Origin of the sequence: Providencia sp. PROV033, from assembly GCF_028484855.1 — a bacterium.
Lineage (GTDB): Bacteria > Pseudomonadota > Gammaproteobacteria > Enterobacterales > Enterobacteriaceae > Providencia > Providencia alcalifaciens.
Genome location: NZ_JAMPSW010000002.1, coordinates 25,267 through 38,805, shown reverse-complemented (window position 1 = coordinate 38,805; position 13,539 = coordinate 25,267). Strand labels below are relative to the sequence as shown.

At 43.2% G+C, this 13,539-nt stretch carries 10 protein-coding genes and 3 tRNA genes; 4 read left to right on the top strand and 9 right to left on the bottom strand.

Annotation, left to right across the window (positions count from 1 at the left end):
• Nucleotides 1-529: 529 nt before the first annotated feature.
• The 4 genes from PSF16_RS00730 to orn all read right to left on the bottom strand — a co-directional run bounded on the left by PSF16_RS00730 (nt 530) and on the right by orn (nt 1,756).
• Nucleotides 530-605: transfer RNA gene (locus PSF16_RS00730), tRNA-Gly, on the bottom strand.
• Nucleotides 606-645: 40 nt separating this feature from the next.
• Nucleotides 646-721, bottom strand: a tRNA-Gly gene (locus tag PSF16_RS00725).
• Nucleotides 722-761: 40 nt separating this feature from the next.
• Nucleotides 762-837, bottom strand: a tRNA-Gly gene (locus PSF16_RS00720).
• Nucleotides 838-1,213: 376 nt separating this feature from the next.
• On the bottom strand, nt 1,214-1,756 hold the full coding sequence (gene orn / locus PSF16_RS00715; RefSeq protein WP_036963232.1) for an oligoribonuclease: 543 nt from the start codon (nt 1,754-1,756) through the stop codon (nt 1,214-1,216).
• 137 nt (nt 1,757-1,893) lie between these two features.
• On the opposite strand from orn, the gene rsgA reads away from it, so the two are divergent.
• From rsgA to PSF16_RS00695, 4 genes are all read left to right on the top strand, one after another.
• Nucleotides 1,894-2,946, top strand: coding sequence for a small ribosomal subunit biogenesis GTPase RsgA (gene rsgA / locus PSF16_RS00710; RefSeq protein ID WP_006662381.1), 1,053 nt, complete (start codon nt 1,894-1,896; stop codon nt 2,944-2,946).
• A gap of 145 nt (nt 2,947-3,091) precedes the next feature.
• A complete protein-coding gene (asd, locus tag PSF16_RS00705) occupies nt 3,092-3,985 on the top strand; it encodes an archaetidylserine decarboxylase (protein WP_036963229.1) in 894 nt (297 codons plus the stop codon).
• A gap of 48 nt (nt 3,986-4,033) precedes the next feature.
• Complete coding sequence (gene mscM / locus PSF16_RS00700) at nt 4,034-7,375, top strand: miniconductance mechanosensitive channel MscM (protein ID WP_006658166.1); 3,342 nt, start codon at nt 4,034-4,036, stop codon at nt 7,373-7,375.
• Between the two features lie 59 nt (nt 7,376-7,434).
• Entirely contained in the window at nt 7,435-7,764 is a 330-nt protein-coding gene (locus tag PSF16_RS00695) for a hypothetical protein (protein ID WP_006658167.1), read from the top strand.
• Between the two features lie 14 nt (nt 7,765-7,778).
• On the opposite strand, the gene PSF16_RS00690 is transcribed toward PSF16_RS00695, so the two are convergent.
• From PSF16_RS00690 to pldA, 5 genes are all read right to left on the bottom strand, one after another.
• Nucleotides 7,779-8,576, bottom strand: coding sequence for a tetratricopeptide repeat protein (locus PSF16_RS00690; RefSeq protein WP_272688618.1), 798 nt, complete (start codon nt 8,574-8,576; stop codon nt 7,779-7,781).
• A gap of 261 nt (nt 8,577-8,837) precedes the next feature.
• Nucleotides 8,838-9,650 carry a sugar/pyridoxal phosphate phosphatase YigL gene (yigL, locus tag PSF16_RS00685; protein ID WP_006658169.1) on the bottom strand — a complete coding sequence of 271 codons (813 nt, stop codon included), beginning with the start codon at nt 9,648-9,650 and terminating at the stop codon, nt 8,838-8,840.
• 19 nt (nt 9,651-9,669) lie between these two features.
• Nucleotides 9,670-10,665, bottom strand: a complete 996-nt coding sequence (gene pldB / locus PSF16_RS00680; protein ID WP_006662377.1) for a lysophospholipase L2 — start codon at nt 10,663-10,665, stop codon at nt 9,670-9,672.
• 9 nt (nt 10,666-10,674) lie between these two features.
• Complete coding sequence (recQ, locus tag PSF16_RS00675; protein WP_006658171.1) at nt 10,675-12,501, bottom strand: ATP-dependent DNA helicase RecQ; 1,827 nt, start codon at nt 12,499-12,501, stop codon at nt 10,675-10,677.
• Between the two features lie 92 nt (nt 12,502-12,593).
• A complete protein-coding gene (gene pldA / locus PSF16_RS00670) occupies nt 12,594-13,487 on the bottom strand; it encodes a phospholipase A (RefSeq protein WP_006662375.1) in 894 nt (297 codons plus the stop codon).
• Nucleotides 13,488-13,539 lie beyond the last annotated feature (52 nt).

The following is a 13,539-nucleotide window of genomic DNA, read 5'->3' as shown; positions in this document are numbered from 1 at the left end:
GATTAAAGTAAAAACGATGAATATTCATTTTGTGATAGTCAAAAGTTAACCAACACGCAACCTGTGGATAACTCTGTGCAGTAAAGTGTTTCCGTCTAGGATAGATTGAACCCAGACCCACTCAAATTGTGGATAACTTTCTCATAGAAAGAAATAATAAAAAACGCTGAATTTTACTTAACTAACTAAAGTAAAGTTGGTAAAAAATCAGGTTGAGAAGAAATTTTAGCTGAAATGGCAAAAATAGGATTTTTTACTATTCAGTAGAACGTTCGTCATTTTAGTCGAAGTTCTTATAGAGTGCCCTATTGCTAAGGGGTGGCTATTCTATGGCGCTCTGCTTATGAATGCAAGCAAAAAACTCACTTGGATCCTAAAAAGATCATAAATAATAAAAGGATCTTGGATTCTCATGACAAAAATTGTTTGTGCACAAAGAATAGACGCTAAAAGCCAAAATAAGTATTAATGCTTAGCTATAAAACTAAAAATCAGTGAAGTATATTGAGGAGATACTAAGAGAAAAATTTGGAGCGGGAAACGAGACTCGAACTCGCGACCCCGACCTTGGCAAGGTCGTGCTCTACCAACTGAGCTATTCCCGCATTTGGAAGGTACTACTTTTGCTAAAACACTAAGAAAGTTTGGAGCGGGAAACGAGACTCGAACTCGCGACCCCGACCTTGGCAAGGTCGTGCTCTACCAACTGAGCTATTCCCGCATTCCGAAAATAGTGCTCTAGCTAAAACATCAAGAAAGTTTGGAGCGGGAAACGAGACTCGAACTCGCGACCCCGACCTTGGCAAGGTCGTGCTCTACCAACTGAGCTATTCCCGCATAACCAATTCTTGGTGCTTTAATCGTGCCGACAAAACAGTAAAAACTTCATCGGTACGGGGAGCGCATTATACGAAAAATTAAGATACTAGCAAGGGTTTGAACTCAAATTTTTTATTTTTTTGTTCGTTTGATGATAAAACAATCACAATGATGATTTTGTCATCGCTGATTGTTAAATAAGAATTTCAACGTGTTAAGTTTGTTAACCTTTTACTTTCTTATAATGACGTCACCTAATCTTCCACTCTCAAACCATCAACGCTTTCAAACTCGCGAGTGTAATTTGCCATGATGATATCTCCCAAACAATGCCATATAACTTGAGCATATGGCATGCTTAAGATTGCTATAATACTGGGTACTCTAGAGCCCGTTATTTAATAAACGTTTCTCGGTAATAGACCAGCTCGGCAATCGACTCGCGGATATCATCCAGCGCTTGGTGGGTATTTTTCTTGGAGAATCCAGCAAGGATCTCAGGTTTCCAACGGCGGGCTAACTCTTTTAATGTACTCACATCCAAATAGCGGTAGTGAAAATAGCTTTCCAATTCTGGCATATAATTAAATAAGAAACGGCGATCTTGACCTACGCTGTTCCCACAGATTGGTGATACGCCTTTTGGTACCCATTTTTCTAAAAATTCAAGGGTCGCTAACTCAGCTTCACGTTCACTAATCACACTTTTACGGATTCGCTCGACTAAACCGCTATTGGTATGAGTATTTACATTCCACTCATCCATTAATGCCAGCTGTTCCTCGGTTTGATGAACCGCAATAACCGGACCTTCCGCTAAAATATTCAGGTTACTGTCAGTCACAATAGTGGCAATTTCAATAATACGATCACGAATAGGATCGAGTCCGGTCATTTCTAAATCGATCCAAATTAAATTATTCTCATTCTTTTGCATGATATGCCCTAACTGAATACGGTGGAGTTAAGGTATGATAACACCCTTCGTGCTATCAGTTATAGGTATGTCATTTTTGAACAACGTACCTATCGGTTATAATATAGACGCCAAATTATTTATGTGAGAGAGGTCAGGTGGCTAAGCAGAAACTTTCGAAAGGCCAACAGCGCCGCGTGCAAGAAAATCATCAAAAAAGACTCAAAAAGCAGAAAACGATTGAGATTGATGATAGCCAATTAGGTGAGGCTCAAGAGGGCTTAGTGATTAGCCGTTTTGGTCAGCATGCGGATATTGAAGCCGCAGATGGCACCATACAGCGCTGTAACCTGCGCCGAACCATCTCATCCTTAGTAACGGGTGATAATGTTGTCTGGCGCCCTGCTCTCAATACCCAAAGTGACATTAAAGTGAACGGAATTGTGGAAGCGGTTCATGAACGCCACTCTGTCTTAACTCGCCCTGATTATTATGATGGGCTCAAACCGATCGCTGCTAATATCGACCAAATCGTGGTAGTTTCTGCGATTTTACCCGAATTATCTCTGAATATTATCGATCGGTACTTAGTTGCCTGCGAGACAACAGGAATTCAACCCATTATTGTCTTAAACAAAGTTGATCTGCTAGATGATGAAAATCGTGAGTGGGTTAGCGATTTAATGACAATTTATACGGATATTGGTTATCAAGTTCTCGAAGTGTCCAGCCACACAGGCGAAGGAATGGAAGCACTCACTAACATTTTAGCAGGAAAAGTTTCCGTCTTTGTCGGTCAATCTGGGGTAGGTAAATCCAGTTTATTAAATACATTACTCCCTGATAATGCACAGAGCATCTTAGTCAATAATGTTTCCGATATCTCTGGTTTAGGACAACACACCACGACAGCATCTAGACTCTATCATTTCCCACATGGGGGCGATGTTATTGACTCACCTGGGGTACGCGAGTTTGGTCTATGGCATCTCACGAAGGAACAAGTTACTAAAGGGTTTGTCGAATTTAAAGATTACCTTGGCGGCTGCAAATTCCGTGACTGTAAACATTTAGATGATCCTGGATGTTTGCTGCGAGAGGCGATGGAAGATGGCAGGATTGCCGAATCACGCTTTGAAAACTATCACCGTATTTTAGAAAGTATGGAACAAGTGAAACTGCGCGGTAACTTTACCGCGAAAGAAAAATAATCCCCAAAATCAGTCTAAAATAAGTTAGTGGGCGCTTACATTTTATCGATCATTTCACCCGCTTTCTGAAATAATTCGAAAGCGCATTAGTTTCGGTTACAATAGCGCCCTTTCACTAACTTACCTTTAAAATTCAGAGGTTAACGTGCTAGATAAAATCAAAATCCGCTTGCAGTTTATGCTGCCTAAACAAGGGCTTACCCAACTTGCAGGATGGTTTGCTAGTCGAAATGTGGGCATTGTCACCCAGTGGGCCATAAAACTGTTCGCTAAAGCGTATAAAGTGAATATGAATGAAGCTCAAAAAAGTGAGTTAACAGCGTATTCAACCTTTAACGACTTTTTCATTCGTACGCTAAAAGATGACGCACGCCCAATTGTGGCAGCCGAACATCAACTTGCACAGCCAGCAGATGGCGCAGTTAGTCAGTTAGGCTCTATTGATAATGATTTGATTTTCCAAGCAAAAGGTCATAACTATACCGTTGAAGCCTTGCTGGCAGGTCAATATGAATTAGCGGATAAGTTCCGTAATGGTGATTTTATCACCACCTATTTATCCCCAAGTGACTATCACCGCGTCCATATGCCGTGTGATGGTTTATTAACCGAGATGATTTACGTTCCTGGCGACCTTTTTTCTGTTAACCCATTAACCGCAGCCAACGTACCTAATTTATTTGCACGTAATGAACGTTTAATCTGCGTATTTGATACCCCTTTTGGTGCCATGGTACAGATTTTAGTCGGGGCAACCATTGTCGGTAGTATTGATACCGTTTGGAGCGGTTGTGTTAATCCACAACGTGAAGGCGTAATCAAACGTTGGACTTACCCAGAGCAAGATGAAGAAGGGGCAATTTTCCTACGTAAAGGGGAAGAAATGGGTCTATTCAAGCTGGGTTCTACTGTCATCAACCTGTTTGAACCAAACAAAATTCGTTTTAATGCATCATTGATCCCTGGCTATGCAACCCGCATGGGTGAGCTGTTAGCAGAGTCTGTTGATGGACAACAACGCACTGAAACTGTTAGCTAATCATTTAAACTATAATTAAGTTATCTATCGCTGAAGGAGCTCCTCACTGTGCGTTTGATTATCAGTTTTTTACTTAGCCTGTTAATCGTTTTTTCATCTTATGCGGCGCCAGCCTCCGTACAAGATGAAGCACAGATTACGCAGGAGCTTAAACAGCTTGATCCAAGCAAAAACCCGAAGGACGCTGAGGTTGCTCAAGCGTTACAAGGGGCATTGAGCTGGATTAATGAAGCCCGTGAGTCAGATAGAAAAGCCAAGTCATACCAAGATGCGATTGATAATTTTCCTAAGATTATCAAAACAATCCGCCAGAATCTGCTCAATGAAGCGGATACACCGCCTGCCATTCCCACCAGCATTAGCTTAAGCGAATTAGAGCAACGTATTACCCAGCTCAGCAGCCAGTTGCTTGACCAAGGTCGATTAATGCAGCAAGAACAGGATAAAGGGCGCGAAATTAGCGAATCCCTAAATGTTTTGCCGCAACAATTATCTGAAGCGCGCCGCCAGTTAACCGATGCATCAACACGGCTTCAATCGCTCAATACTCCGGGAACACCATTAGCAGAAGCTCAATATACACTAGCTCAAGCCGAAGTAAGTGCTCGCAAATCTACTGTGAATGAGCTAGAAATGGCGCAATTGTCTGCCAATAACCGCCAAGAAATTTCCCGAATGGCGCTTGAGCTTGAGAAAAAGCGTTATCAACGCCTAGAGCTTGAGTTACAACAGTTACGCGATTTCCAAAACACTCAGCGCCAACAGAAAGCCATTTTGGCGTTAGAACACACGGAAATGTTGGCGGAACAAGGTGAATTGACCCCGTTCTTAAAAGAGCAGCTTGATATCAACCGTAAGATGTCTCAAGAGTTGACCGAGCAAGCTCAACGTATGAGTGCCATCACCACCAATCAAACAGAGATTTCCACAAGCATTCGTAATGCACGACAAGCGCTGTCAACGATCCGTGAACAAGCTCAGTGGATCAGCAGCTCGAGCACCTTAGGGGAAGCACTGCGTACCCAGCTTTCTCGACTGCCTGAAATTCCGAAAAGCCAACAGCTTGACCGAGAAATGGCAGATTTACGTGTCCAGCGCTTAAATTACGAAGATATGCTTGAGCGCCTCGCTAAACTCGACGTTTCTGTACAAGAAAGTGCGAATGATTTAAACCCTGCTCAGTCGCAAGTGTACCAATCCTTAATGAAAACCCGTAAAGAGCTATTAACCTCACTTATTTCGGGTTTTGACGGTGAAATGTTGGAGCTAACCAAGCTCAATGTGGCGACAGGACAATTGACTGATGCATTAAAAGAAGTGAAAGATGCATCAAACCGCTATCTCTTCTGGGTTGCGGATGTTCCAGCAATTAGCATCAATTACCCTGTTATTGTGGTCACAGACATGACCCAATTACTATCACTGGATACCCTCTCCCAGTTGGCCGGGGCACTAGAGGTCATGGTCACCAGCCAAGATTCATTCTTGTATCTGCTGGGTTCTATTATCTTAGTGATTTTTAGTGTCAGTACACGTCGCCATTATCAAGCTTTCTTAGACCGCTCTAGCTTGCGTATTGGCAAAGTGACACAAGACCGCTTTTATCTAACGATTCGTACAATTTTTTGGTCCATTATCGTTGCACTTCCCCTGCCCATGATGTGGTCGGCTATTGGTTACGGGTTGCAAAGTGCTTGGCAATATCCGATGGCAGCCGCCATTGGCTACGGTGTTAGCGCAACCACCCCGCTGCTCTGGCTATTTATGATCAGTGAAACGTTTTCACGACCAACAGGACTATTTATTGCGCATTTTGGTTGGGATAAAGACGCGGTCAAACGGGCAATGCGCCATTATCGTTTAGCGATTTTTGTGATTGTCCCACTTGTGATGGCCATCATCACCTTTGAACACTATAGCGAAAGAGAGTTTTCTGCGACCTTAGGGCGCCTCTGTTTCCTCATTCTGTGTGTCGCATTAAGCTTAATCACCAATAACTTACGCCGTTCTAAAATTCCATTATATTTGGACCGACACGGCTCCGGTGAAAACTTAATCAATACCGCATTATGGTGGCTGATCTTTATTGCCCCTGTGATTGCTGCATTTTTCTCCGTATTAGGGTACTTCTCTACCTCTCAAGCGTTATTAGCTCGCTTAGAAACATCTGTGGCGATTTGGTTTGTGATTTTGATTGTCTATCACACTATCCAACGCTGGATGTCGATGCAACGCCGTAAATTGGCATTTGAACGGGCTAAGCAGCGCCGTGCGGAAATGTTAGCTCAACGAGCCAAAGGGGAAGAAGACGCACAATTTCCGAATGCCAGCGGCGAAGGGAATATTGATATCGAAGAGCAGGTTATCGATCTGGATGCCATCAGCTCCCAGTCTGTGGGATTGGTCCGCTCCATTCTCACGATGATAGCGCTGGTGTCATTAATTTGGTTGTGGTCTGAATTGCATACTGCATTTTCATTCCTTGAAAATATTCGTTTATGGGATGTCACCTCATCTATCAATGGTGTAGAAACTGTTCAAGCCATTACCATGGGGTCGATTTTTATCGCCATCTTGGTCATTATCGTCACTGCACAATTAGTGAGAAACCTGCCTGCACTCTTGGAACTGGCTGTACTTCAACATCTTGATTTAACACCCGGTACCGGGTATGCCATCAGTACCTTAACCAAATACAGTATTACCATTATAGGGACCATTGTCGGTTTCTCCATGTTAGGGATCGACTGGTCGAAGCTACAATGGTTGATTGCCGCAATGGGGGTTGGGTTAGGATTTGGTTTACAAGAGATTTTTGCCAATATTATTTCTGGTTTAATGATCTTATTTGAAAAGCCAATCCGTATCGGGGATACCGTCACTATCCGTAACCTAACGGGCAGTATCACCAAGATTAATACCCGTGCGACCACCTTAACGGACTGGGATAGAAAAGAAATTATTGTGCCAAACAAGGCATTTATTACCGAACAGTTTATTAACTGGTCTCTGACTGACACCATTACCCGTATCGTGATGACTATCCCTGCTCCGGTGGATGCCGATAGCGAAAAAGTCACTGAAATTATCCTTCGTGCAGCGAAACGCTCGACAATGATCCTTGAAAATCCTAACCCTGAAGTCTATTTAGTGGACTTACAGCAAGGGATTCAAATTTTCGAGCTACGGGTGTATGCCGGTGAAATGGGGCATCGTTTACCTGCACGCCACGAAATTCATCAACATATTTTGGAAGCTTTTGCGGAACAAGGAATTACCTTACCATTCCCACCTTTCCAAGCGCGTGTCGATGTGCGTAATAACACACTGCAAAGTGCCACAAATAACCTCTCAGGTCGCAATCCATCACGTGGTACTGGGGAGCTCTAAGTTTTAAGTTTATAGAGGGAGCTTGCTCCCTCATTCTTACTCGCAAAAAAGGCAATATAATGATCCATACAGTGGAAGCCCAAGACGAATCCATCAAATTGAGAATCACGCAATATGAGCGAGTGGGCTCCATACTGTTTTTTCTGATCCCATTGGTGATTTTACTGATTGTTGGCAAAAGCTTTGCCTTTAATACACTCTATCTATGGCAAGGCTTGAGTCTGCTATATTTGGTGGCTTATCGTTTACAAATTCGTCGATTGTCGACCCAAAAGCTACAAATCATGGTGCGTCGAAGCTGGGGATATAATCGGTTTTATCGCTTCTGCTGGGGATATTTGATTCTGTCGATTATTGGATTGACGGGATACCTACTGATATCCCGTTAAATTGAGGTAGATATTTAGCTTTCTTGGTTGTTACCGTAGGTTTTAATGTAATTGTCAGCAAACTTCTGTGCTTGTTTTAGCTCTTCTGCACTCAGCTGTTCTGCAATTTTTTTCTGTAAGCGCTGACTCTCTTTGTTTCCACTATACACCGCGGTAGACAACCAAGCATAAGCTTGCTGAAGGTTCTTTTTCACCCCTTTACCCTCGGAGTACATAACCCCTAAACGATCTTGGGAGTTAGCATCACGCTGTTTCGCTGCTTTTCTGAACCAGAATACCGCTTTTTCATTATCTAATGCGACACCACTACCTATCGAATACATTTGCCCAATTTTAAATTGCGCAATGACATTGCCGCTTTGTGCCGCTTTTCTAAACCAATAGGCGGCTTTTTCGAGATCTTGCTTGACCCCTAAGCCCTGTGCATACATGGTTGCCATATTTGTTTCTGCCCGAGTATCACCATTTTTGGCAGCTTCTTCATACCACAACATCGCTTTATCATAGTCACGGCGCACACCAAAGCCATTAACATACATCGTTCCCAGTCGGAACTGCGCGTCTGAGTTACCTTGATCCCCTGCTTTGATAAACCACTCAGCGGCCACTTTCGAGTCTTGAGAAACCCCCTGACCTTTGAAATAACGCTCACCTAATAGGAATTGAGACGCGGGATCGCCTTTTTCAGCTAACTGCGTGATTTGCTCTATCGTCGTCTGTTCACTTGCTGTTGTAGGTTTCGCCGGTGTAGCAAGTAATAATGAACTATAACAAACAGATCCTAACAACAGCGCTAACGCAATTTTTTTCATCCTAAACAACCCTCAACAGTGCAGTATGGCAATTGGCAACACAGTAATACCCGTTATTATCGGCTGATCTTTCAGATTATACAGCCCAAACTTGCTTTTCATCTGAGTAGTTTAAATTTACTCGCCAACAGACAAAATAGGATAAACACCTTAATTTAGATAAATAGCACTTTTCGTTGCCATTTCATCTCAAAGGCAAATAAAAAGCCAGATAGCTTTTTATTCTATCTGGCTTTCTACTAATGCACATACAAAAACTAATTATTTGTTGTCTAAATATTTACTTCTCAAATAACGCGCTACCGCATCATCTTGGTTAGAACCGATCACTTCCATATGAGGCAATGCATCTTTTAGCAATTGATGAGCATTCTGCATGATGCAGCCTTTACCCGCTAGCGTCAGCATCTCTTTATCATTCATGCCGTCACCAAACGCAATGCTATCATGGGTTCCATAGCCATGTAATGCCGTCACTTGCTTTAACGCTTCCCCTTTAGACACAGAGCCTGCCATCACTTCAAGGCAACTACGTAAGGAGAAAGTCACATGCACTTTATCTTTCCAGCGGCGCTGAATTCGCTGCTGAAGATCCACCAGTAAATCATGATCTTCACTGGTGTAGTACACCTTACAGACTTCAGAAGTTGGAAAATCATGACGATCAAACAACTGATAATTAAAGACGGATTCCTTAAAAAACTCTTTTTGCTCTGGGCTTTCACGGTTAATAAACCAATCATCACCATGATAGTAGTTAGTGATGATTTCTGGATGATCAAACTCCATTAAGCAGAGTTCCTCGGAGATATGAGGGTCAACATTATGCTCAAAAATCAGATCACCATTTGTATTGTGAATACGAGCACCGTTCGAAGTGATCATATAGGCATCAATCCCCAGACCATCACGGATCTGTGCAACATCGATGTGATGGCGCCCCGTTGCGAATACAAACCGCACACCTTCTGTTGCCACAAGCTGCTTGAGCGTATCTTTGGTGTATAACGTTAAATCATGATTGGGAGATAAAAGTGTTCCGTCCAAATCGGAAGCAACAACCGGATATTTCATACAGGATCCCTAACTATGGCTAATACTGCTCAAAAAAATCACAAATTGCATTGAGTGCCATGGCTCTCAATGCATCTATTTCAAATAGGATTTCGTGGTGAGCCCCTTCGATAATGAGGGGTAATTTTTCTTCTCGTCCTATTTGCGCTTTTTGCCGACTTTGACAAAAAGCTTGTAGCTCTCGATTGCTGACCACCTTCTCTTCGCTCGCTTCAAGTAGCATCAGAGGGGTCTCAATCTCTCCCGCTTTCGCAACCAGCTCTTTGCCAATCGCAAAACTTTCTCGTAACCAGTGGTAAGTTGGACCACCGAGACGTAATTCAGGATAATCCGCATAGTAACGTAAGTAACGTCGATAACGTTCTTGGCTATGGGTTAATACATTGATTAAATAAGGTAATGGCTGCCACTTCCCCGTTGATACAGCGTAGTCATTTCGCACACTTCGGCGCGGTTCTGCCCGCTCAACAATAAAGCTTGCCAACCAATGGGGCATCGGTAAATTGACCCCAATCATGGGAGCACATAATGCAGCAGCATCAAATGTCACGTTGTCTCGAAGTAAATAACCCGCGAGAATAGCTCCGCCCATTGAGTGCGCCAGTGCATAGCATTTAAGATAGTGGCGATCTCTGACCTCTAAATCAATGAATTTAGCGAAGTCATCAATGTAATCTGTAAATTTTTCAACGTGTCCTTTTTGCGGATCGGCTAACATACGCCCGGATCGCCCTTGTCCACGATGATCAATAATAAAAACATCAAAACCTAAATGGTAAAAATCATAGGCAACTTCAGGGTATTTAACGTAACTTTCACTGCGACCTGGTGAGATAACCACCGCTTTGTGATGCTTTGCATGAATAAAACGCACATAGTGAATAGGAAGCTCATCAACACCGAGAAATTGTCCCTCTTCACGTAACTGCCAAAAATCTAAAAGCGGACCGTTGGTAAAGGCCGAAAACTCAGTTTCTCGATTTAACCAACTGGCTTTTAGACTATCTGGCGACATGGCGTTTCCTCATTCATAACCTTCTAGATGGTCTTGGATCAAGGTCATAAATGCCTCTCCAAAACGTTCTAACTTACGCTCGCCCACCCCATTGATCAGCAAGAGTTCAACCGGCTTAGTTGGGCAATGCTCTGCCATTTCAATTAACGTTGCATCATTGAAGACCACAAAAGGTGGGATATTCTCTTCATCTGCGATGGATTTACGTAATTTACGCAATTTGGCAAACAGCTTCTTATCATAATTGCCGTGGTAAATTTTGTTTTGTTGATTCCGGCTTTTGGTGACTAAAACTCGAGGAACCGCCAACTGTAATGGCATTTCGCCTCGGAGTATCGGTCTGGCCGCTTCGGTTAACTGTAATGCTGAAAAATGGGTAATATTCTGGGTGATCATCCCTAAATGAATCAATTGGCGCAATACACTCACCCAATGTTCATTCGTGTGTTCTTTACCAATGCCATAGACTGGTAGCTTATCGTGCCCTAAATCACGGATCCGCTGATTATTCGCTCCCCGTAGCACTTCAACAATATAGCCAATACCAAAACGCTGTCCAACACGATAAATGCACGATAAAGCTTTTTGTGCATCCACTAATCCATCATAGCGTTTTGGTGGATCGAGACAAATATCGCAGTTACCACATGGCTTTTGGCGGTTTTCACCAAAATAATTCAGTAACACCAAACGGCGACACGTTTGTGCTTCTGCAAACGCGGCGATCGCGTTCAATTTATGACGTTCAATATCCTGCTGCATTCCTGCCGGCTTTTCTTCTAAGCACCGACGCAACCATGCCATATCCGCAGGATCATAAAATAGAATAGCTTCCGCCTCGACGCCATCACGCCCTGCTCGTCCTGTCTCTTGGTAGTACGCTTCAATATTACGAGGGATGTCAAAATGCGCCACAAAACGCACATTGGATTTGTTAATTCCCATCCCAAATGCGACGGTCGCCACGACAATTTGCAGGTTGTCTTTCTGAAAAGCATCTTGTACCCACTCACGCTGAGCATTTTCTAAACCCGCATGGTAGGCCGCAACACTTAAACCTCGCTTTTGTAATCTTTCTGCGGTTTCTTCCACTTTGCTACGGCTATTACAGTAAACAATACCGGACTTGCCTTTTTGAGCCTTAATGAAAAACCAGAGTTGATCTAACGGCTTATATTTTTCGACTAAAGTATAGCGAATGTTTGGTCGGTCGAAGCTGCTAACATGGATTAATGGGTCGTTCAATTCCAATAAACGAACAATATCAGCGCGAGTAGTTTCATCGGCTGTTGCCGTCAGAGCCATCACTGGTACATTAGGTAACGCGCGGCGTAATTGACCTAATGAACGGTATTCTGGGCGAAAATCATGGCCCCATTGGGAAATACAGTGTGCTTCATCTACCGCCAGTAAGGCGATATCCCAACTCTCCAACTGTTGAATAAAATAGTCAGTCAGTAAGCGTTCTGGTGCCACATACAAGAGTTTAATTTTCCCTTGGGTGCACTGTTCCATGATTTGGCGTTGTTCGAGAGAAGTTTGCGAAGAGTTCAAACAGGCGGCTTCAACACCGTGTAATTTCAGTTGGTCGACTTGATCCTTCATCAAGGATATCAAGGGAGAAACCACCAATGTTATCCCTTGTTTCACCAAGGCTGGAACTTGATAACAGAGCGATTTTCCGCCCCCCGTAGGCATCAATACTAAGCAATCGCGACCATCGAGGATCCCACCAATGACAGCATCTTGCCCTGGACGAAAGGATTGATAACCAAACGTGCTGTTTAGCACATTTTCAGCGAGTGAAAGTTGATTGATAACGCAAGCGGTAGACACGAATTTCCTCTAGAGGTTGAAACAAATAGCTGCCCGAAAAGAGCAGCTATTGGCAAGATATTACCTTGAATTGACCGGAATGTCTGCCCAGATCACATGATATCGTTCAGCATAACACCGATACCAAAACGCGTTTGACGGTAGTTATAGTCTATCATCGACTCACCATAACCACTAAACAGTTGGGTATAAAGGCGCACATGTTTCGTCATCGGGTAGCTCCATCCCAACTCTGCATTGCCATAACCAGAGTTCCAGTTATAGTGTCCTGCTACCGAAATTACACTTTCGCCAAGGTCATAGCCCACTTTGACGCGATAATAACCAAGGTATTTATTGATATCTGGGTTGTCATCACTGCTTTCGCTTTCAGGAATGCGGTACCACGGTTTTAACTCAACTTGCCAATCCCCTTTTTGTGCCATCGCTCGGGCATAAACTCGATTCCAGCTACGAGATGTAGGGTCTGAACGACCGTTCGACTCGTGGTTAAAACCTGTTTCAAACTCACGTAACGTCCAGCCAGCAAATTGGTTATCTAGCGCCCAGCCCACAAAAATTTGGGGTTGATAGTTGGTTTCACGAAATGGTGAAGATTCTTTCTTGTTACTTAGTTGCCACCAAGAACGCTGAGTATAAGAGGCGGCGAGCACTGAGTTTTCCCCTGCGATGCCACGCCAAATTGGAAATGCCAAACTCAATTGGAATTTCACTTCATCGTTAAGCGCATCATTCCCCCAATCATAGCTCGCGATGGCTTTTTTATTCATCGACGAAGTATAGGTATAAATGATGTAGTTAGGTTCGTAAGGATATAAAACAAAGGGGTTATCGTAATTTTGCAGTAACCCAGAAATAATACTTCCGCGAACGGGGGTATGATTTGCTGCATCCTGCTGTGCCGGTTCTTCGGTATTATCAGATGCAAAGAGTGAAACAGACCAGAAACAGAGCACAGAACTCAACAACATTTGTAAAGCGCGCATTTGCCATTCCTATTTCAACAGCAGTGAAAAAAAATTTGTCTCATTTTACACC

Coding starts and splice junctions, on each gene's coding strand:
- PSF16_RS00695 (WP_006658167.1), top strand. CDS start 7,435: ATGATCCATACAGTGGAAGCCCAAGACGAATCCATCAAATTGAGAATC.
- yigL (WP_006658169.1), bottom strand. CDS start 9,650: ATGAAATATCCGGTTGTTGCTTCCGATTTGGACGGAACACTTTTATCT.
- pldB (WP_006662377.1), bottom strand. CDS start 10,665: ATGTCGCCAGATAGTCTAAAAGCCAGTTGGTTAAATCGAGAAACTGAG.
- PSF16_RS00690 (WP_272688618.1), bottom strand. CDS start 8,576: ATGAAAAAAATTGCGTTAGCGCTGTTGTTAGGATCTGTTTGTTATAGT.
- pldA (WP_006662375.1), bottom strand. CDS start 13,487: ATGCGCGCTTTACAAATGTTGTTGAGTTCTGTGCTCTGTTTCTGGTCT.
- orn (WP_036963232.1), bottom strand. CDS start 1,756: ATGCAAAAGAATGAGAATAATTTAATTTGGATCGATTTAGAAATGACC.